Below are 20,331 nucleotides of genomic sequence, written 5' to 3'. Positions count from 1 at the left end.
GATTGTATTAAAAAAAGTGGCCGAACCAAATTTTGATTCGTCCACTCCTTGATTAATTTTACTTGAAACCGTCCGAAAAGACGCCCCGGCCCTGAATAAAGTAGTCCACACCGGAGTAAATGGTGAAGAACAGGCAGATGTAGAGCATGATCTGACCAAATGGAATGTTCCAGATGGCAAAGATGACGTTATTCATCAACAAGAAGATAATGGCGATGAACTGGGTCGTCGTCTTGATCTTTCCCGGCATCTTGGCCGCCAGCACAATCCCGCTCTGCTCAACCAGCAAGAGCCGCAGTCCGGTAACGGCCAGCTCCCGCCAGATAATGATCGAGGTCACCCACGCCGGAACAACCTGATTCCCGGTCAGGACGATGAAGGCCGTCATGACCAGCAGCTTGTCCGCCAGCGGATCGGTAAACTTCCCGAAGTTGGTCACCAGGTGGTTCTTCCGGGCGATCCGGCCATCCAGGTTATCGGTGATCGTAGCCGCAATGAACAGGATCGCCGCAATCAATTGGGCAACCGGAATCGTGGCTCCCCAGAAGGTGACGCTCCCCCAAGAAAATGGCACCACCATCAAGATCAGGAAAAATGGAATAATAATTAACCGAACGACGGTTAATTTGTTAGGTAAGTTCACAGTCTAATCCCCCTATTATCGTGTTTGCGTGGTCGACGCGCTGGACGTTGCCGTCGTCTGCCGACTCGCACTGTTGGTCGTCACTTGACTCGTACTCGTCGAGCTAACCCCACTGGTCCGGGTACTAGTGCCCGTGCTGGTCGAACTCGTGCTGCTGCTCGTTGAGCTTGAGGACGAGGATGACTGGCTGCCGAAGTTAATCGTAACGGTCCGGGTGTTATTGTAGGTCCCATTGTTGGTGAAGTCGATCTTCTTGCCACCGATCTTCAGGGTGGTTGACTGCGCATTGCCGACCGTAATTACCAGCGTCGTCGTGTCCTTGCCGACCTTCACGCTCGTCTTTTGGTTGGCATTTAAGGTCTTGTTCAGCAGGTCGGTACTGTTGTTGGCCCGAACCTGCATCCATGCCCGTGAGCTTGGGTTAATCTGCAGGGTGGTATCCTTGGTCAGCTTATCGGCGGTGTAGGTCACACTAGTGGAAGTCCGGCTGCTCTGCTTGAGCTGGATCGCCTTAGTAGCCGCCTTCTTGGTAACCTTCTTGCTAGATGAGGAAGCCTTCTTCCGGCTCTCACCCGAAACCGAAACTGAGCTATTGTCAATCTTGGTTGACGAGTCACGGTGACTGCGGGCAATCGCCGTAAACCAGATGGCAGCAAGCACCAGGATGATCACACAGGCGATGATCACCGTCGGCAGGTAACGCCGACTCTTGGAAACCTCGGTCCCCAGGCTCTTGTGCTGGCTGGTCCGGGACTCCACGGCCTGGCTAATGTGCTCGGAGTATTCCGCCGTCTTGGCCTTTGGCAGGTCGTCATCGTACTCCTTCAGCAGCTCGTCACCGTCGAGACCGACCGTGTTGGCATACTGCTTGACGAACGCCCGAACGTAGAAGTCGCCGGGCAGTTCATCGAATTTTTCGTCTTCAATTGCAATCAAATACCGCTTTTGGATCTTGGTAATCTGTTGGAGGTCGTCTAAGGTGTAGCCCTTCTCCTGACGAGCTTCCTGCAGCTTTTTCCCAATCTCCAGGTGTTTTTGTTCGCTATTGTTTTCGCTCATTTAGCTTACACTCCATTTATATGATTTCACTTATCCTTGCACATTATATCATGTTCTCTACCGGACAACAGTTAAGAAAAGGTAGCGTTTATTGATGGTGCGGCACCACCTGATAGACGGAAATCCCCTGGGGGGTAATGAATTCCTTGGCTACCTGGTAGAGGTCGTCAATTGAAATCTCCTTGAGCAGGCGGATCTCGTCCATCAGGTTGGCCCCATCAAAAAGTTTATCGGCATAGCGATTGGCAATGGCCTCCGGTGAGTCCAGCAGGCCAATCAGGCGCCCCAGCTCCGCGTTCTTGATTCCAGCAAAGCGGGTCCGGGCCGCGTCGATCTGCTTGTCGGCGCTTTCCAGGATGGCAACCACCTCGTCGGCGAAGCGCTCCATCTGATCTGTATTGGAACTGAAGTAGGCAAAGTGGAAACCTCGCTGCATTTCAAAGTTGTAGCCAAAGGAATCGTCTAGCACCTCGTTGTTATAGAGGCGCAGGTAGTTGTCGGAGGTGTCATCAAAGAGCACGTCCAAAAGCAGATCGACGGCCAGCTTGTAGCGCAACCGCTCCCGACCGTCTTCAAACTGCTTGATCCCCCGCAGACCGACCATTACCTTCGGCCGGGCAATGTTCATCGTCAGCGAACGGAACGGGATGACGTCATGGGCGGTCGGGTCGTTGAGCTTGGTCATTCGCCGCGGCGTTTCGGAGGCCGGAAAGTCCTTGCTGTTCTGGTTGTCGATTACCCACTCCATCGTCGCCGTCGGATCGAGGTTGCCGACCAAGAAAAGGTTCATGTTGCTTGGCTGGTAGAAGGTCCGGTAGCTCTGCATCAGGATCTGCGGGGTGATTTTACTGATTGAATCGACCGTTCCCGCGATGTCGATCCGCATTGGGTCGTGGGGGTAAAGGTTGCCGATCAGGCCCAGGTAGAGCCGCCAGTCGGCATCGTCATCGTACATCTGGATTTCCTGGCCGATAATCCCCTGCTCCTTGGCCACCGTCTTGTCCGTGAAATAGGGGTCCTGAACGAAATCAAGCAGGACATCCAGATTTTCCCGGAGGTGACTGGTGGTCGAGAAGAGGTAGCTAGTCTGGGTAAAGCTGGTGTAGGCGTTGGAATCTGCCCCGAGCTTGCCGAAGAGGTCAAAGGCGTCGTGATCGGCCTTTTCGAACATCTTGTGCTCGAGAAAATGGGCCACCCCGTCCGGCACCGTCACCGCTTCCTCCTCGTGGTAAGGGATGAACTGGTTGTCAATGGAACCAAAATCGGTTGAAAAGGTCGCGTAGGTCTTATGAAAGCCCGGCATCGGCAGCAGCTGCACCAACAGGCCGTTGGCAAGGCGCTGACGGTAGATTGTCCGGTTAAATTCTTGATAAGTATACTGATCCATTTGCTTATTTTTCACCACTCAATAAATATGTCGCCTGCAGCTTTAATTCGGCGGCCACGCGCTGCACGTCGGCGGCCGTTACCGCGTTGATCTTGGCCGCCACGTTCCCGTCCTCCGGCAGATCGAGCAGGGTAAACAGGAGCTGACGACCCAGAATGTTGTTGGCGTAGTCGTGACTGGCGCGGTACTGGTTAATCAGGCTGTCCTGTACCTCGGCAAGTTCTTGGAAAGAGAACTTCCCCGCAATCAGGTCTTCCAGCTGCTGGTCAATTAGTTCTTCCACCTTGGCCGCGTCCTGGGCGCGAATCCCGGTCTGAATGCCTAAGAAGCCACTAAAGGGCAGGAGGCGGCTGGTGGCGTAGTAAGCCAGGCTAGCCTTCTCCCGAACGTTAGTGAAGAGCTTGGAGTAAGGCGTCCCACCGAAGAGGCCGTTGAAGACCAGACCCGCGTAATAGTTCTGGTCATGGTAGTAGACCGGCAACTGGTAGCCCAGGTTCAATTTGGCCTGGACAACCGGCTGGTGCTCCGTGGCGCGCTGAACGTCTTGGTAGAGGGGCTGGTGGTAGTATGGCACCAGCGTCTCAACCGTCCGCCCGGCAAAAGGCAGCTGGGCAAAGGTCTGGTGGATGGCTTCGGGATCCACGTCCCCCAGCACTAAGATGTTGACCTTGTCGTCTTTGATCATCCGCTGGTAAACCGGCACCAGGTTCTGGGCCGTCAAGGTTGCCAAATCACTGACCTGACCGAAGCTCGGGATCTGCATCGTGGAATCCGCTGGGTAGTAGAGCTTCATCAGCTGACGGTTGGCATAAAATTGCTTATCGTCATAAAGGGACAGGATCGAGCTTTTCAGATTATTGGCCTGGATCCGAAAGGTGGGGCCGTCGAACTCATTTTGGTCAATCAGGGGGTGGAAAAGGATCTCATGGATCAGGTCCACCACCTGGTCGAAGAGGTTGGTACCGGCGATCTGGTCGTTGACAAAGCTGGCCCGCAGGCGAACCGTGTGCAGCTGGCCGACCCGGCCGACGCCCATGCCAACGTAGGCCCCGTAAAGCTTCGCCAGCTGACGAGCCAGGGCGGTCTGCGTCGGATAGCGATGGGTGCTGGTCTCAAGCAGGTTGGCAAGGAGGTTCCGCGCGGTGGCGTTCGTCCGCGTCTGCGGCGTCGTAAAGTTAATTAGGACGTGATTCATCTTAAATTGTTTGGTGGGCAGCACATCCAGGTCCACACCACGAGCAAGATTAAAATGCACGGTCTTCGTGCTCCTTTCAAGAATTGTTCAAACGTTTGTAAATGGAGAAAGCGTTTGGTTTTCTGCCGAAAATTGTCACACTGAATAATCATACGTTATCTGCTCCTAAATTACAAACCAATCCCCTAATTTTGCCGAAATTTGTTAGCAGAAGAGGCCGGCCACGCGGTGACGTGCCGACCTCTTTACCTATTAATTATTGTAGGGCCCTAAGAAATTGCTCTTGGTGCCGAACCATTTCTCGTTGATCTTCTCCAGTTGACCGTTCTTCTGCAGGCGGTTCAATCCGGCATTGACTTTGCGCTTGAGGGTCTTGTCCCCCTTCCGCATCCCGACACCGAAGTATTCGACCGGCAGCGCCTTGGTCTTGTAGACCCGGTAGGCACTGCTGTTCTTCTGGTGCTTAACGTAGTAGTTGGCGTAAACCTCGTCCATCAGGATTCCCTGAATCCGGTTGGCGTTGAGGTCGATGAAGGCGTTCGGGAAGGTATCGTACATAATTGCCTGCTTGTTCTTGATCTTATCCTTGAGCAGCTTTGGCTTGGAATTTAAAACCGTGTCCCCGGTCGAGCCGGTCTGGACCCCGAGCGACTTGCCGGTCATGTCATTCAGGTTGTTGATGTGGCTCTTCTTTAGGGTTACCAGGACTTGGCGGTTGGCCAGGTAATCCCGGCTGAAGGCCACCTTCTTGAGCCGACTCGGGTTGACCGAGTAACCGTTCCACAGCAGGTCGATCGTCCCGTTCTTTAATTCAGTTTCCTTCATTGACCAGTCAATCGGCTGGAAGTCAACCTTGATCCCGTATTGCTTGAAGACCGCCCGGGCCAAGTCAACGTCGTAGCCGACCAGCTTCCCGTTTTTCTGCCGAAAGCCCATCGGAACAAAGCTGTCGTCCAGGCCGACGATCACCTTTTTGCGCCGTTCAATCCGCGACCAGGTATCCTGGGTGTTGGCCCGGGTGGTGACGCTCTCGCAACCGCTTAAAAGGAGGGTCGGGATCAAAAGCAACAATAGTAACCAAATTGCTTTGAATCTTTTCATAGGCTACGCTCCCTCTCTTACTCCTCTGCGGCAACGTCTTGTGGTTGGTCGATCGCCTTGACCCGCAGGATGTCGTCGGCGATCTCGTCAGCAAAGTCAAAATCGTGGGTAACCACCAGCTGGGTCATCCCCTCCTTCTTCAGGTTAAGGATGATCCGAGCCACTTCCTTCCGCATTGCCGGGTCCAGGGCGGAGGTCGGTTCATCGTAGCAGAGGATCTTCGGGTTCATCGCCAGGGCCCGGGCAATTGCGACCCGCTGCTTTTGCCCACCGGAGAGCTGCCATGGGTAAAGGTCACCCTTGGTGCTCAGCCCCAATTCGTCCAGCAGGCCCCGGGCGTCGCGCTCGGCTTCGTCCTTGCTCTTCTTGAGAACCATGATCGGTGCCAGGGTAATGTTTTCCATCACGGACAGGTTAGGAAAGAGGTTGTAGTCCTGGAAGACCACCCCGATCACCCGGTCCGATTCAGCCGTTCCCTGGGGGTCAAATGGCTGCCCGTCAATCAAGAACTGGCCAGCGTCGGCCGTTTCCAAACCGGTGATGCAACGCAACAGCGTCGTCTTCCCGGCACCGGACGGACCAACGATACTGAGGATCTCGCCATCCTTAACCGTCAAGTTGACCTTGTCTAAAATGACCCGTTCGCCAAAACTTTTCGATAAATTCTTTACTTCTAACATTGGCCAGACCTCCTATTTGAAGTATGAGTAACGCTGTTCGACTTTCCGCAGTACCAGGGTGCAGATCCCAACCAAGATCAGGTAGATCAATGCAACCAGGAGCAGCGGTACCAGGGTGACATCCCGTGAGGTGGCCACGTTGCCGGCCCGCAGCAGGTCGCCGAGTCCGATGACGTAGACCAAGGACGAATCCTTTACCAGGTTGATGACTTCGTTCCCGATTGACGGGATGACGATCTTGACCACTTGTGGGATCACGATCTTACGTAAGGTTTGCCAGTAGCTCAACCGCAGAACCCGGGCCGCTTCGAACTGACCCTCATCAATGGCTTGAAAGCCACCACGGAAGATTTCGGCGAAGTAGGCGGCGTAGTTGAGAACGAAGGCCACCAGGGCGGCGTCGTAACGCTGGAAGACAATGCCGACGATCGGCAGACCGTAGAAAACGAAAATTAATTGCAGTAATAACGGCGTCCCCCGCATCAGCCAAACGTAGATTTCCAGGAGCCACTTTAACGGGCGAATCTTGGACATCAGGCCCAGGCTAACGAGAATTCCCAGTGGGAGCGAGAGGAGCAGGGTCCAGAAAAAGATCTGCAGGGTCAAGCCCGCCCCTTGTAATAGTGATGGTAAGATTTCAGTAACGTAGTGCATCTCAATTCCTCCTTCATCTGTGCATCGAACGGCGGTAAACAAAAAAGCCCCCTAGAGCATTTGCCCTAGAGGACGAATCAATCGTGGTACCACCTCATGTTTGCGACTGCCTTGCAGCAGCCGCCTCAGTGAGTTCAATCCGGAACCGGTAAACAAAAAACGTCCTCGAGCCAAATGGCTACGAGGGCGTTTCCGCGGTTCCACCTCATCTTGTTGACCCCTCACGGAAATCAACCTTAGCGAGTTCAATGATTAAACTCCGCGCTGTAACGGGCTTCCCCGGGCTCTCCTACTATCTTCAGAGGGCCAACTCACAGATGTGATTCAAATGACTTAGAAGGTCCCTTCCCATCTCCCGGGACTCGCTTGGCAACTGAAATCATTCTACTAGTCTGTTCATTGTCGTTCGATCTATTGATTGTTTAGTATCCTACACTGGCCACCAGAATTTGTCAAGGCCCACTAAGCATTTTTTTCGGTCGTTGCCCAATTAAAGAGCGACCGCAGTGGCCAATAGAGGGCAACGAAGTATACCAGGTTGAGGGCCAAAGTCGGCGCCAGGACATAGATCAGGTAATCCCCAAGGGGCGTTGTCGTAATATTGATCAGTGAGTAGGCCCAGTAATTGAGCGTCTCAAAGACCACGATGTCGATGAAAAAGATCATGATCATCGACAAAAAGGATGAGCTGAAGTACTTCGACAATAGCTGTGTCAATCCCACGATGCACGGAAAAAGCACCATGCAGAGGCCGAGGATCCCGGACGTGTACAGGTCCGTGACCACCCCGGCCGCGATTGACCACGGGATGAGGGGAATCTCAATCCCATTTTCAAAAAAGTATGACAGCACCAGCCACAATAAGACCAGTTCACTGGCCATTGAGTACGGGTAGCTAAAGAAGAGCGGTGCCCAGACGTGACTCAGTGCGCCGTCCAAAAAGAGGCTGACGAAGAGCCCAATGGGGAAAACGTACTTTAATCGTGATAATCGATACATGCTTCATCACTCCTGAGACGCGGCTTCCGCAACCGTCACAATATTGATGTCATTAAAGTTGGCAGCCGGCTTGATGTAGACCTTTTGGGCCAGGCCATAGTCATCCTTGCCAATCCGCGAAACCTTCCCCACGTACAGGCCCTTGGGAGTAATGCCACCCATTCCGCTGGTGGTGACCCGGGTGCCCTTCTTGATCTTAGCCTTGGAGCTGACCTGCCCCATGACCAGTTCGTTGCGTGAGGCGTTGTAACCGGTGATGATGCCGTTGACGACCCCGTTGCTCCCGTTGATCGAGATGGCAAACCGGTTCGAGGACTCGCCGGTGTCGCTGAGCAGCTCGACCTTACTGTTGGTCTTGTTGACTTCCGTCACCCGACCAATCAGACCACCGTCACTCATGACCGGCATGTTCTTCTTGATGCCGCTGGACTGCCCCTTGTTGATCACCAGCTGCTGCTGCCAGGCCGATGGCGTCCGCATCAGCACGGCTGCCGAAACGGTGTCGTAGTCCGTCATCGAGCTCTTCAGCTTCAGCTCTTGTTTTAATTGCTTGTTTTCATGGGCCAGGGTCTGGTCGCGCACCTTCGTCTGGGCAAGCTCGGTGACCTGCTGCTTCAACTCCCGGTTTTCCGAGTAGGTGTTCATCAGGTCGTTGACGGAACTGAAGCTCGTCTGCAACCAGTTAACCGGCAGGGCCACCGCGCTGTCCGCAAAGCCAACAATGTCATTGCCAAACTGTTGCACCAGCGGGGGCGTGTTCCGCCGGTTGCGCAGTGACACTGAACCCGCCATCAGGCCGAAGCAGACTACCAGAATTACCACAATAATAACCAACCGTCGATTGGAAAAAAACTTGCGCATGATAATCCTCCAAATGCAAATTACAAAATAGTAAAAGCGGGGCTAGACAAAACAAATCGTTTTGCGACCAGCCCCGCCCACTTTTAGATATTCGAATCGAATAGCTTTATTTTTTCTTCATCACGTCAATGCTCTTGAGTGACTCACCGGTACCGATGGCCACGCAGTCGAGCGGATCGTTGGCGATGAATACTGGCACCTTAGTAGCGTCAGCAATCACATCTGGCAGATGCTTCAGCAGGGCGCCACCACCGGTCAGAACAATCCCGTGGTCGATGACGTCCGCGGCAATTTCAGGAGAGGTCTCTTCCAGCGTCCCCTTGATTGCGTCGATGATGTTTTCCACAACGTCCTGAAGAGCAACCGAAACGTCCTTGGCTGAAACCTCAATCGTCTTCGGCAGACCAGTAACGAGGTCCCGGCCCCGTACTTCGGTGGTTCCCATCTCTTCGGCAGCCTTTACGGAAGCCGAACCGATGTCCCACTTCAACTTCTCGGCGGTCCGTTCACCGATCAGGAGGTTCATGTTCTGCCGAACGTACTGGGCGATGGCGTCGTTCATCTTGTCACCGGCCATCCGGATCGACCGGCTGGATACGATGCCCCCCAGTGAGATGGTGGCAACGTCGGTGGTCCCACCACCAATATCAACAACCATGCTCCCGGTTGGGTCCATGACCGGCAGACCGGCACCGATGGCGGCAGCAAATGGCTCCTCAATCACGTAGGCATCCCGTGCCCCGGCAACCCGGGTCGCGTCGATAACCGCCCGCTTCTCGACTTCGGTCACACCACTTGGGACGCAGACCATTACGTATGGCTTGCTGTTGCTGTTGCCCAGGGCCTTTTCCATGTAGTACTTCATCATGGCAACGGTCGTGTCGTAATCGGCGATGACCCCGTCCTTCATTGGCCGGATGGCAACAATGCTTTCTGGCGTCCGCCCAATCATGTCACGAGCGTCTGAACCGACGGAGATAACTTCATTGGTCTTCGTGTTGCGCGCAACGACCGATGGTTCCCGAAGCACGATCCCCTTGCCTTCAAGGTAGACGATCGTGTTCGCGGTCCCCAGGTCGATTCCTAGATTCTTGGTTCCAATTCCTAGCAATCTATTTCTTCCCTTCGTTTTCTAATTAATAATTTCAAATTAATATCGTGGATATTATACCATAGCCTCCGACTACATACGAACACTAATATACATTATCAGGCCTGGAAGAAATAATATTAAAGCAGAAATTAAGTTTTTCTTTACTTTTCGGGGGCACCCTGTTGCTCGCGCCAGCTGTAATACCGCTGGCGGCCAACAATGAGAAAATCAAGGACCGTAATTCCCAAGATCCGGCCCCCGCGCTCCAAGCGGCGGGCAAAGGCCAGGTCCTGCTGGGAGGGCTGGACGTCGCCGGTGGGATGATTATGAATCAACACCAGTCCGCTGGCCGAATTCAGCAGGGCCTGCTTAAAAATCTGGTCGGGGTACAGGACGCATTCGCTTCGGCCCCCGCTAAAAAGCGTCTTCAAGGCGACGATCTCGTTGTGAACGTTGGTGTAGGCCACGGCGACCTGCTCGTTTTCGATGCCGTTAAAGTGCTCGATCATCGCCGCCCCCAGTTCAATGCTCGAATAGGCGTGGCCAAGCACCTCCGGGTAGCTGCGGGCAACCAGCTGACCAAGCTCGACGGCCGCCAAGAAACGGGCCAGCCGCATGCTGGAAAAGGCTAGTTTTTTCTTCTCGACCCTGGTCATCTGCTTAAGGCTTTCGGGGGTTGGATGGTAGTACAGGAGGTATTTAGCCGCGTCTTCACCGTCAACCGTCATCCCCCGGACGCTTTCTGCTACCAGGCGTTCATACTCATCACGGATTTTCTTTGCCATTTTTAATCTTCCTTTCGTATTGGTCCTTCACTATATCAATACGGAAAAAAGCGGCAATTGTATTAAATAATTTGCTTAATCTTCAAAAAAGTGGCGAACGTCGGAGATGAAGTAGAGTGAGCCGGTGACGATCATGGCGTCATCACTGCCCAGTTGACGGGCCAGCTGGGCAAAACCAGTCTGCCAGTTGTCGGCCACCTGGATCGGGTAGCGGCTCGGAATCTGGGCGGCCACCGCCCCCAGATCGGCACTCGGCCGCTTGGGACCCGGACCGGCAAAGTTGGTGACGGTCAGGTGAACGTTGCCCAGGCTGGCAAGCTCGCCCAACATCAGGTCGTACTGCTTGTCGGCCAGGATAGCAACCAGGATGTAGACGTCCCGGTCGGCCAGGTCGTCCTTGATCGACTTGACCAGGGCCTGCATCCCCGGCAGGTTGTGGGCGCCGTCCAGCAAAACTAGCGGTTCGTCGCACACGACCTCCATCCGGCCGGGCCAGCGACTCGCTGCCAGGCCCCGCCTGAGGGCGTTTTGATCCAGTGGCAGCCGGTGAGCAGCAAGGAAGAGCTGGGCGGCGGTCAGGGCAATGGCGGCGTTGTCGACCTGGTAGTCCCCGGCCAAGCCGAGCTGGAAGGTTCCGTGGTGGATGCCCAGGCCATCGTACTGAAGCTTGGCATAGAGGCCGTGTCCATTGAGCTTAGTTCCCTGGTAGTCGCGACCCAATTCATAGAGTTGGGATTGCTTGGCATGGGCCGTGTCGGCAACCACCTGCCGAGCGGATTCGGGCAGCTTGCCGATCACGACCGGAACCCCCTGCTTGATGATTCCCGCCTTCTGACTGGCAATCGCCGCCAGGGTGTTGCCCAGGTATTTCATGTGGTCCCAGCCGACCGTGGTGATCACGCTGACGTCCGGGACGATCACGTTTGTCGAATCGTAGAGGCCCCCGATGCCGACCTCGAGCAGGACGACGTCGGGATGTTTTTCTTCCATGTAGCAAAACATCAGGGCCGTATCAATCTCAAACTCGGTTGGTCCCCCGCTCGGTAATTCAGCGTCGAGCTTGGCGACCACCGGCTCCAGGCGCTGGGCCAGTCGAATCAGGTCGGCGTCGGGAATCTGCTGGGCATTGTACTCGATCCGCTCGTTAAAGCGGGTAATAAAGGGGGAGGTGAAGCTGCCGACGGTCAGGCCGCATTCGAGCAGCATCGACCGCAGCATCGCCACCGTCGACCCCTTGCCGTTGGTTCCCGTGACGTGGATGTAGTGCTGCCCCTCCTGGGGATTGCCGAGTTCTTGCAAAAAGCGACGCATCCGCTTGAGGGTCGGAATCTTCTTAAATTTTGTCCGTCCGTGGATGAAATTCAGGGCGTCTTCGTAGGTCTTAATCATCAAATTAGTCCTTTCTCAAACTAAAAAAGATTGTGATACCCAAATCGTACCACAATCTTTTACTATTTCACTAGGCTTCTTGAAGTGAGGCCAGACGTTCCTTGGCGGAGTCCAGCTTCTGCTGCCATTCAACCGCCTTTTGCTTTTCGGCTTCAACGACCTTTTCAGGAGCGTTGGCAACGAACTTCTCGTTGCCCAGCTTCTTTTGTGACCGCTGAACTTCCTTTTCCAGCTTGGCGATTTCCTTTTGCATCTTGGCCCGTTCCTCATCCAGATCGACCAGTTCGGCCATCGGGATGTAGACCTCGGCACCGGCCAGGATTCCAGTCATGGCCAGCTTTGGTGCCTTGACGTCGGTGCTGATCGTCAGCTCTGCGGGGTGGCAGAAGCGGTCGATGTAGTCCCGGTTGGCGTTGAGCATGTCGCCCAGGTGTTGGTTGTCGACCTTGACCAGGATGTCAACCGGCTTGGACATTGGGGCGTTGGCTTCGTTCCGGATGTTCCGCACCGCCTTGATCATTTCGATCAGGTTGCTCATCTGGTCGGTTGCGTCGGCATCGTCCAGTTCATCGTGAGCAACTGGATAGTCGGCCACCATGATGGACTTGCCGTCGTGCGGCATCGACTGCCAGAGCTTTTCGGTAACGAACGGCATGATCGGGTGCATCAGCTTCAAGGTCTGGTCGAGGACGTAGCCCAGGATGTTCTTGGTGTCCTGCTTTTCTTCGTCGGTCCCGTTGTTGAGCTTCTCCTTGGTCATTTCGATGTACCAGTCACAGAAGTCGTTCCAGATGAAGTTGTAGAGTGCCCGGCCGGCCTCACCGAATTCGAACTTGTCGAATTGCTCATTGACCTGCTTGACCGTGGCGTTCAGCCGGCTCAGAATCCAGCGGTCGGCCAGGTCCCACTTGGACTTGTCCGGCAGAACCGGTGCCGGCATCTCGCCGAGGTTCATGATTACGTAACGGGAGGCGTTCCAGATCTTGTTGATGAAGTTCCAGGCCGCATCCATCTTGGTGTAGGAGAACCGAATGTCCTGACCAGGAGTGGAGCCGGTAACCAGGAACCACCGCAGGGCGTCGACCCCGTACTTGGCAATGACGTCCATCGGGTCGATCCCGTTCCCCAGGGACTTAGACATCTTGCGGCCCTGTTCGTCACGGATCAGACCGTGGAGCAGAACGTTTCTAAATGGTGCCTTGCCGGTGAATTCCAGGGACTGGAAGATCATCCGGGAAACCCAGAAGAAGATGATGTCGTAACCGGTAACCAGGGTGCTGGTTGGGAAGTAGCGCTTGAAATCCGGTGAGTCGGTGTTTGGCCAGCCCATCGTAGAGAATGGCCAGAGGGCACTACTGAACCAGGTGTCCAGGACGTCCTTGTCACGGGTCCAGTTTTCCTCGTCCTTTGGTGCTTCCATGCCGACGTAGACCTCGCCGGTACCCTTCTTGTACCAGGCCGGGATCCGGTGCCCCCACCAGAGCTGCCGGGAGATCACCCAGTCGTGGACGTTTTCCATCCACTGGGTGAAGGTGTGTTCGAACCGTTCCGGAATGAAGTTAACCTTGTCGTCAGTCTTCTGGTTGGCCAGGGCTTGTTCGGCCAGCGGCTTCATCTTGACGAACCACTGGGTCGACAGCCGGGCTTCAACCTGGACGCCGGTCCGCTCGGAGTGACCAACGGAGTGGACGATTGGAACGACCTTGAGCATGTAGCCCTGGTCCTCCAAGTCCTTAACCATGGCCTTGCGGGCTTCGAACCGGTCCATCCCCTCGTACTTGCCGGCGTTTTCGTTCATCGAGGCGTCCTCATTCATGGTGTTTAATTCCGGCAGGTTGTGGCGCTTGCCGACCTTGAAGTCATTCGGGTCGTGGGCTGGCGTGATCTTCACCATCCCGGTCCCGAAGTCTGGGGTAACGTAGTCGTCGGCGATGATTTCAATCTCCCGGTTGACCAGCGGTACCATGACGTGCTTGCCGACCAGGTCCTTGTAACGTTCATCATTCGGGTTAACGGCAACGGCTTCGTCACCAAACATGGTTTCCGGCCGGGTCGTCGCGATTTCGATGTAGTCCTTGCCGTTAAAGGTGGTGCCGTCGGTGAATGGGTACTTAACGTGGTAGAAGGCACCCTTGTCGTCCTTGTGGATTACCTCGATGTCGGACAGGGCCGTCCGGGCTTGCGGATCCCAGTTGATGATGTAGGTTCCCCGGTAAATCAGGCCCTTATTGTAAAGATCGACGAAGACCTTGCGAACGGCCTTGTTCAGTCCCTCATCCAGGGTGAAGCGCTCGCGGTCGTAGTCAACGGAAATCCCGAGCTTAGCCCACTGCTTGTGGATGATGTCGGCGTATTCGTCCTTCCAGTCCCAAACCTGTTGAACGAACTTTTCCCGACCCAGGTCGTAGCGGGAAATCCCCTGCTTGCGTAACCGGGCCTCGACCTTGGCCTGGGTAGCAATCCCGGCGTGGTCCATCCCCGGCAGCCAGAGGACGTCGTAGCCCTGCATCCGCTTCTGCCGAATCAGCATGTCCTGCAGGGTGGTGTCCCAGGCGTGGCCCAGGTGTAACTTTCCGGTAACGTTCGGCGGCGGAATCACAATTGAATACGGGTGAGCCTTCTTATCGCCGCTTGGCTTAAAGAGGCCCTGGTCGATCCACCATTGGTAGCGACCAGCTTCGACAGCTGTTGGATCATACTTGGTTGACATTTCCTTTTCGGTTGCCATTGTATAATCGCTCCTTTCAAAAATTCATGGTTAACACTATTTAATTAAGCACTGGCAAAATAAAAATCGCCCTATCACTATTGATAGGACGATTTGCTCGCGGTACCACCTATATTGAGCGGTCTCCCGCTCCCCTCGCTCATTTAATAACGGTCAATGAACCGGACCGGCCTACTGAATTCAGCCGATCTGCTCCCGAACTACCTTCGCGAAGCTGATCCAGGCCCTCTCAGCACCGGGCCCTCTCTGGTGGATCCGCACTCTTCGTTACTCTTTCGGTCAATGCTTATTTATGCTTGTATGATAGCTAAATAATCTGCCAGCGTCAAGCGAAGATTAGAGCAATTCGGCAAAAACATCCTCATTTTGGTTGAGGAAGTCCTCACCGGGATGAATCTCGGTAATCTTAATATTGTCCAGCGAGCGTTTCATCAGACCCTCGATATCCAGGCGCTGCTCGTACTCGCGCGCCCGGTCAAGTCGTGGCCGGGTCTTCGGCGACGGTGGCGTGAAGACGGTGCAGCAATCCTCGTAAGGCAGGATCGAGAGGTCGTAGGTGCCGATCTCTTCGGCAATCTTGATGATCTCGGTCTTGTCGTAGGACAGCACTGGCCGCAGTACCGGGAAGGAGGTGACATCGTTGATCGCTAGCATACTCTCCATCGTCTGGGAAGCCACCTGGCCGAGGGATTCCCCGTTGAAAATCGCCAGGCCGTGACGCTTGACCATCAGGGCGGCGGCGAGACGAAGCATCATCCGCCGCTGGACGGTCATCAGATAGCCCTCCGGCACCTTTTCCTTAACTGTTTCCTGGATTTCGGCAAACGGTACCTGGATAAAGCGGATGCTGCCGCTGTACTTGGCCAGTTTTTCGGTCAGCTGCTTGGCCTTAGCCAGCGCCTGGGGACTGGTGTACGGCGGACTGAAGAAGTGAACCATTTCCATGGAAACGCCTCGCTTCATCCCCAGGTAGGCGGCCACCGGCGAGTCGATCCCGCCGGACATCATCATCATGCCCTTGCCGGCAGTGCCGACGGGCAGGCCACCGGCACCCTTGATGGTTTCACTGGAGAGGAAGATCCCGTTGAGCCGGATCTCCACCCGGATGGTCAGGTCGGGATGGTGGACGTCCACCTTGAGCTTGTCGGGGAACTTGTTCAAGAGGTAGCCCCCTAATTGGTTGTTCATCTCAAAGGTGTCCATTTCGAAGTGGTGATCGGCCCGCCGCGTCTCGATCTTAAAGGTCATCGGGTGATCAACTTGTTCTTCGACCATCTGGGCAGCCGCCTGCTTGGTGGCCTCAAAGGACTTCTCGACCCGAATCGACGGCGAAAAGTTCTGAATCCCAAAGACCAGCTTCAAGCGATCCATAACCTGGTCGTAGTCGGCCCCGTTGAGCTGAACGTGAAGCCGATCCCGCTGGGCATGAACCTTGACAGAACCAAAGCTGTGCAGGGCGTGGCGGACGTTATCGCCGAGCCGGTCAATGAAGGACTTCTTGTTGTGGCCCTTGGTGGACAATTCACCATAGCGGACCATAATTTCGGTATATTGCACGCGCAATTCCTCCTTTCAAGTTAAATTTTAATCTTAGTCGATAATCTTCTTGAAACCGGCGTAGAGCTGGTCGAAGGTCTTGTTGAACTGGTCGGCCTCTTCCAGGGTGTTTTGGTCCCCCAGGCTGATCCGGACCGCACTGGTGGCGATCTCTTCCGGCACCTTCATTGCCGCCAGGGTCCCAGCCTCGGAACGCTTCTTCGACGAGCAGGCACTGGTGGTCGAAATGTAGATTCCCTGGTCCTCAAAGGCGTGCACGATCGTCTCGCCCCGGACGCCAACGATGGCAAAGCAGAGGATGTGGGGCGCAAAACCTTCGTCCCGGCCGGAAATGATTTTGACGTGGTCGAACTGCTTCAGGTGGTCGTAGATTCGTTCCTTGATCGCCTGCTCGCGCTTGACCGTCTCGTCCTCGTTTTCCTTGACCAGGCGGATGGCCCGGGCCATGGCGACATCACCCGGGGTGTTTTCAGTCCCGGAGCGCAGTGTCCGTTCCTGGCCACCACCGGCAATCAGCGGGGCAAGCTTGCGACCGCTCTTGACGTAGACGAAACCGGTCCCGCGTGGTGCGTGGAACTTGTGGCCGGAGAAGGTGGCAAAGTCGACCCGGTCGGAGAAGACCAGGTCGTCGATCCCCTTGCCAATGGCCTGAACGGCGTCGACCATGTAGTGAATGTTCGGGTAGTCCTTCAAGATTTCGCCAACCTCTTTGATCGGCTGGATGGTCCCAATCTCGTTGTTGACCGCCATGATGGAAACCAGGATCGTGTCGGGACGAATGGCCGCCTTGACGTCTGCCGGGTTAATCCGGCCCTGGTCGTCAACTGGCAGGTAGGTGATGTCAAAGCCGAGGTCCTTGAGCTGTTCCAGCGGATTGTGAACCGCCGCGTGCTCCACGCTGGTGGTAATGATGTGCTTGCCGAACCGGTGCTTAGCCATCGCGGTCCCCTTGATGACCCAGTTGTCACCCTCGGAACCGCCGCTGGTGAAGATGATCTCGCTCGGCTTAACGCCTAAGAGCTTGGCGATCTGCTGGCGAGCCTGTTCAAGCAGGTTCCAGGCGTTCTCCCCGAAGTTGTGAAGGCTGCTTGGGTTCCCCCAGATCTTTTGGCTGACGGTGTCGTAAGTTTGTAGAACTTCCGGTGCCACCTTTGTCGTTGCGCTATTATCAAAATAGATCATGTTCTATAATTCCTTCCTCCAATTATTGGCCGGGCACCGACAAATGAGCCGTCGCCGGGGCCGAAAACTTGGTGAGTTGCGTATTGAAAGGTTCGACGCTTCTTAAAACGACTTTCTATTATAACAGAAAATCCCTAGAACGGCATTGATTTCGGCACACTCCACGAAAAAAGCACCACCGGCCGCAATTGGCTGGTGATGCTCTCCTCATTACTATTCATTAACTTCCTGGTAGTAGCTGTCCTCAATGCGCTTGTAGCTGCCCGGTTCGACTTCTTCAAGGGCCGTGGCAATCGTCTCCAGACTTCCCGCGTAGTTGTACTGGTTATACAGCTCCTGGGACTTCTGGGCCGCCTTGACGACCTTTTCGTTGTCGGCGAACCGGTTGGCGTACTGCTGAAGCCGCTCGGTCAACTCGGCGCTGTCCCGCAGGTCGTTGGTCTTGTCCTGCAGGCGCTCCAAGTCCGTTTCCACCATTAGCAGCTGCTTGGTGACGTTGTCCATGTTGACCTTGTATTCATGGAGCTCGTCGGCCAGCTTCTTGATCTCATCGCTGACCCCGAAGAAGTAGTCCATGTAGTCCTGGGAGATCCCCGGCAGATTCATCTGCTCCACTTGGCGCCGAATTGTCCGAATCTGGACGGAGTAGCGCTGCAGCATCTGCTTGGCCCGCTGTTCATCGGTCTGGAGCTTAGCAACCTCGTCGTTGATCTTGCCCTGCTCCTTTTCGATGTCGATCAGGCTCTGGCGATTTTCCTTCTGCCGTTCCAGGATCTGGCTGTAGACCGCCTGGTTGTTTTTAATCGCCTGCTGGTCCTCGTTGTACTGCTTGACGATCGTTTTGATCTGCTCGTTTAGCTCCCGAGTCTTTTCGAACTCATTGTTGTTCAGGGTGTAGCTGAGACTGAGCCGGTCCAATTCGGCCATCAATTCATTGTTCTGGTGCTGGGCGTGCTGAGTAAAGTCGGCCATGATTCCTACCAGGTGGACGGCTTCGCGCCGGGCATCCAGTTCCTTTTGCATGACAGCATAGAGATGGTCGATTGCTTCGGCCAGGTCCTTGTTGGCCTGCTTAACCACGTCCAGGTGGAGGTCCCGCAGCTGCTGGGTGGTGGCCGTCAGTTTGGCCTGGAGCTGTTTAATCTGCTCATCCAATTTTGGTTCCGTAAAGTGGTAGTGCTGCTTGGTCAGGGTTGCGTAACCAGTCGCCAATTCCGTCAGCTGGTCAGGAAACTCGGTGACCAGCGGCCGGTAGAGCTCTGGGACGGTCTTCAACTCCTTGGCCAGTTGCTCGTTGCCGGCTTGCAGGTCGGTCAGGATCTCTTGGGCAGCATCCGAATCCCCCTGCTTGGTCAGTTCGACGAAGCGGTCGTACTGCTTTTCCAGGTCAGCCAGCTCGGCGTTGAGCTTTTCTGCACTGGCACCGTAAGCAAAGCTCTTTTCATTTAATTGTTGGTGAAATTCGCGGTAGCGGGTCTTGATCTGCTCAATTGCCCGTTGCTGACTCTGGCTCTGTTGTCTGAGGTGGTTCAGGGATTGCTCGACCTTCTTTTGCTCAGCCGTGGTCTTCGCCAGCTCGGCCTGGAGGTCAGTCAGTGGCGCCTTGATCGTCAGCAGCTTCGTGGTCCGGGCCGCCTGCACCAGGTCCTGCTGGGAAGCGGCAATGGCCTTGAGTTGAGGCACAATCTTCTTATTATATTCATCATTGAGCTGGTCAAAGTTTTTCTTGGTATCACCGGTCAGCTGCAACTGGGCAACTTCTTTGAGCTGCTCGTCCAGCTTCTTGCCAACGAGACGACGCTGGGCATCCTGGACCGCCTTCAACTGGGTCAGAATGCGACGCTGGTACCAAACGATCCCGCCCAAGACCAGCAGGATCACGATTAAAAGAACGATTAAAATCTGAAACATGAAATCTCCACCTACAATTAATATTGACCAAATAGCCATAATACTAGGTGAATTATACCATAGCTTGGCCGTATATTCCGGCTCTGAATGGATAAAATAAGAATTTTGCCAGCAAAGTAATTGACGCTGGGGCCAAATGCATTGTATACTGGTTGCTGTGTAAAATAATGCAGCAGTGAGGGACAAGCTCGTCAACAGACTGGTGCCGCATGGTGTTTTTAGTAACCCAGCTGCAAGGGTGAAAAATTCAAATCAGCCTGCACGAATGTCAAGCTCACAATCGGATTATTTTACTCCAACAAAAATTATTGGAGGAATTTATTTATGTCTCGTTACACTGGTCCAAGTTGGCGTGTTTCTCGTCGTCTTGGCGTTTCACTTTCAGGTACTGGTAAGGAATTAGCTCGTCGGCCATACGCTCCTGGTGATCACGGTCGCGATCGTCACGGTAAGCTGTCCGAATACGGCACGCAACTGCGTGAAAAGCAAAAGCTGCGTTACATGTACGGCATGACTGAACGGCAATTCTCAAACCTCTTCGTTCGTGCCGGCAAGATCAAGGAAGGTACTCACGGTGCCAACTTCATGGCCCTGCTGGAACGTCGGCTTGACAACATGGTTTACCGTCTCGGTCTGGCTACTACCCGTCGTCAGGCTCGTCAGCTGGTTAACCACGGTCACATCACCGTTGATGGCAAGCGCGTTGACATCCCTTCATACGAAGTTAATGTTGACCAAGTCATCGGTGTTCGTGAAAAGTCCAAGAACCTGGACGTTATCAAGAACGCTGTTGACGCCGTTGTGGCTCGCCCATCATACGTTGACTTCGACGCTGACAAGCTCGAAGGTAAGCTGAACCGGATCCCAGCCCGTGAAGACATGGACGCTGAGATCGATGAAGCCCTCATCGTTGAATTCTACAACAAGTAATTTTTGCAGGTACCTTTGGCCCCGATATAAAGCCATCTTGGCTGTTTCAGGTGTCCCAAAGGTGTCCCAGCTTGATAAAAAAGACGTATTTCCATTGAATTGGAGATACGTCTTTTATTTTTTGCAACCAACGCAAAAAAGCCCGGCCGGATTGCTCCAGTCGGGCTAGTGTTAACA

The 20,331-nt window shown here is 54.6% G+C and carries 17 protein-coding genes and 2 other annotated features; of the genes, 1 reads left to right on the top strand and 16 read right to left on the bottom strand.

The features are described from left to right. Positions 1-58: 58 nt before the first annotated feature. The 16 genes from pgsA to ezrA all read right to left on the bottom strand — a co-directional run bounded on the left by pgsA (position 59) and on the right by ezrA (position 19,224). On the bottom strand, positions 59-643 hold the full coding sequence (pgsA, locus tag LKE23_RS10975) for a CDP-diacylglycerol--glycerol-3-phosphate 3-phosphatidyltransferase (RefSeq protein ID WP_267200925.1): 585 nt from the start codon (positions 641-643) through the stop codon (positions 59-61). Between the two features lie 15 nt (positions 644-658). Next, the gene (locus LKE23_RS10970) at positions 659-1,702 is read right to left on the bottom strand and encodes a helix-turn-helix domain-containing protein (protein WP_291977393.1); all 1,044 of its coding nucleotides are present in this window, start codon (positions 1,700-1,702) and stop codon (positions 659-661) included. Between the two features lie 88 nt (positions 1,703-1,790). Continuing rightward, a complete protein-coding gene (gene yfmH, locus LKE23_RS10965; protein WP_291977392.1) occupies positions 1,791-3,089 on the bottom strand; it encodes an EF-P 5-aminopentanol modification-associated protein YfmH in 1,299 nt (432 codons plus the stop codon). Positions 3,090-3,093: 4 nt separating this feature from the next. Then, positions 3,094-4,344 carry an EF-P 5-aminopentanol modification-associated protein YfmF gene (yfmF, locus tag LKE23_RS10960; protein WP_291977391.1) on the bottom strand — a complete coding sequence of 417 codons (1,251 nt, stop codon included), beginning with the start codon at positions 4,342-4,344 and terminating at the stop codon, positions 3,094-3,096. A gap of 192 nt (positions 4,345-4,536) precedes the next feature. Then, complete coding sequence (locus LKE23_RS10955; protein WP_291977390.1) at positions 4,537-5,385, bottom strand: amino acid ABC transporter substrate-binding protein; 849 nt, start codon at positions 5,383-5,385, stop codon at positions 4,537-4,539. 17 nt (positions 5,386-5,402) lie between these two features. Then, complete coding sequence (locus LKE23_RS10950) at positions 5,403-6,065, bottom strand: amino acid ABC transporter ATP-binding protein (protein ID WP_291977389.1); 663 nt, start codon at positions 6,063-6,065, stop codon at positions 5,403-5,405. 12 nt (positions 6,066-6,077) lie between these two features. After that, complete coding sequence (locus LKE23_RS10945; protein WP_291977388.1) at positions 6,078-6,719, bottom strand: amino acid ABC transporter permease; 642 nt, start codon at positions 6,717-6,719, stop codon at positions 6,078-6,080. Between the two features lie 65 nt (positions 6,720-6,784). Continuing rightward, positions 6,785-7,128: a binding site (T-box leader), on the bottom strand. 53 nt (positions 7,129-7,181) lie between these two features. Next, positions 7,182-7,718: a rod shape-determining protein MreD gene (gene mreD / locus LKE23_RS10940; protein WP_291977387.1), complete on the bottom strand. Its 537-nt coding sequence runs from the start codon at positions 7,716-7,718 to the stop codon at positions 7,182-7,184. Positions 7,719-7,724: 6 nt separating this feature from the next. Beyond that, positions 7,725-8,579 carry a rod shape-determining protein MreC gene (gene mreC, locus LKE23_RS10935; RefSeq protein WP_291977386.1) on the bottom strand — a complete coding sequence of 285 codons (855 nt, stop codon included), beginning with the start codon at positions 8,577-8,579 and terminating at the stop codon, positions 7,725-7,727. Positions 8,580-8,685: 106 nt separating this feature from the next. Continuing rightward, positions 8,686-9,690: a rod shape-determining protein gene (locus LKE23_RS10930; RefSeq protein ID WP_291977385.1), complete on the bottom strand. Its 1,005-nt coding sequence runs from the start codon at positions 9,688-9,690 to the stop codon at positions 8,686-8,688. A gap of 143 nt (positions 9,691-9,833) precedes the next feature. Beyond that, positions 9,834-10,457, bottom strand: coding sequence for a JAB domain-containing protein (locus LKE23_RS10925; protein WP_291977384.1), 624 nt, complete (start codon positions 10,455-10,457; stop codon positions 9,834-9,836). A gap of 75 nt (positions 10,458-10,532) precedes the next feature. Then, positions 10,533-11,846: a bifunctional folylpolyglutamate synthase/dihydrofolate synthase gene (locus tag LKE23_RS10920; protein ID WP_291977383.1), complete on the bottom strand. Its 1,314-nt coding sequence runs from the start codon at positions 11,844-11,846 to the stop codon at positions 10,533-10,535. 70 nt (positions 11,847-11,916) lie between these two features. Further along, on the bottom strand, positions 11,917-14,574 hold the full coding sequence (locus LKE23_RS10915) for a valine--tRNA ligase (RefSeq protein WP_291977382.1): 2,658 nt from the start codon (positions 14,572-14,574) through the stop codon (positions 11,917-11,919). Positions 14,575-14,655: 81 nt separating this feature from the next. Further along, positions 14,656-14,866 (bottom strand) — a binding site (T-box leader). Positions 14,867-14,910: 44 nt separating this feature from the next. Beyond that, positions 14,911-16,131, bottom strand: a complete 1,221-nt coding sequence (thiI, locus tag LKE23_RS10910; protein WP_291977381.1) for a tRNA uracil 4-sulfurtransferase ThiI — start codon at positions 16,129-16,131, stop codon at positions 14,911-14,913. 33 nt (positions 16,132-16,164) lie between these two features. Further along, positions 16,165-17,313 (bottom strand): cysteine desulfurase family protein, encoded by a 1,149-nt coding sequence (locus LKE23_RS10905; RefSeq protein ID WP_291977380.1) that lies wholly within the window; start codon positions 17,311-17,313, stop codon positions 16,165-16,167. Positions 17,314-17,526: 213 nt separating this feature from the next. Beyond that, positions 17,527-19,224: a septation ring formation regulator EzrA gene (gene ezrA / locus LKE23_RS10900; protein ID WP_291977379.1), complete on the bottom strand. Its 1,698-nt coding sequence runs from the start codon at positions 19,222-19,224 to the stop codon at positions 17,527-17,529. 324 nt (positions 19,225-19,548) lie between these two features. Between ezrA and rpsD the strand changes: the two genes are divergently transcribed. Then, positions 19,549-20,154 (top strand): 30S ribosomal protein S4, encoded by a 606-nt coding sequence (rpsD, locus tag LKE23_RS10895; protein WP_291977378.1) that lies wholly within the window; start codon positions 19,549-19,551, stop codon positions 20,152-20,154. Positions 20,155-20,331 lie beyond the last annotated feature (177 nt).

The organism is Limosilactobacillus sp. (assembly GCF_022482365.1).
GTDB lineage: Bacteria > Bacillota > Bacilli > Lactobacillales > Lactobacillaceae > Limosilactobacillus.
Note: the sequence above shows the minus strand (reverse complement) of the source record. Positions and strands in the feature narration are given on the sequence as shown.

Coding starts and splice junctions, on each gene's coding strand:
- LKE23_RS10970 (WP_291977393.1), bottom strand. CDS start 1,702: ATGAGCGAAAACAATAGCGAACAAAAACACCTGGAGATTGGGAAAAAG.
- yfmH (WP_291977392.1), bottom strand. CDS start 3,089: ATGGATCAGTATACTTATCAAGAATTTAACCGGACAATCTACCGTCAG.
- LKE23_RS10955 (WP_291977390.1), bottom strand. CDS start 5,385: ATGAAAAGATTCAAAGCAATTTGGTTACTATTGTTGCTTTTGATCCCG.
- LKE23_RS10950 (WP_291977389.1), bottom strand. CDS start 6,065: ATGTTAGAAGTAAAGAATTTATCGAAAAGTTTTGGCGAACGGGTCATT.
- LKE23_RS10945 (WP_291977388.1), bottom strand. CDS start 6,719: ATGCACTACGTTACTGAAATCTTACCATCACTATTACAAGGGGCGGGC.
- mreD (WP_291977387.1), bottom strand. CDS start 7,718: ATGTATCGATTATCACGATTAAAGTACGTTTTCCCCATTGGGCTCTTC.
- mreC (WP_291977386.1), bottom strand. CDS start 8,579: ATGCGCAAGTTTTTTTCCAATCGACGGTTGGTTATTATTGTGGTAATT.
- LKE23_RS10925 (WP_291977384.1), bottom strand. CDS start 10,457: ATGGCAAAGAAAATCCGTGATGAGTATGAACGCCTGGTAGCAGAAAGC.
- LKE23_RS10920 (WP_291977383.1), bottom strand. CDS start 11,846: ATGATTAAGACCTACGAAGACGCCCTGAATTTCATCCACGGACGGACA.
- LKE23_RS10915 (WP_291977382.1), bottom strand. CDS start 14,574: ATGGCAACCGAAAAGGAAATGTCAACCAAGTATGATCCAACAGCTGTC.
- LKE23_RS10905 (WP_291977380.1), bottom strand. CDS start 17,313: ATGATCTATTTTGATAATAGCGCAACGACAAAGGTGGCACCGGAAGTT.
- ezrA (WP_291977379.1), bottom strand. CDS start 19,224: ATGTTTCAGATTTTAATCGTTCTTTTAATCGTGATCCTGCTGGTCTTG.
- rpsD (WP_291977378.1), top strand. CDS start 19,549: ATGTCTCGTTACACTGGTCCAAGTTGGCGTGTTTCTCGTCGTCTTGGC.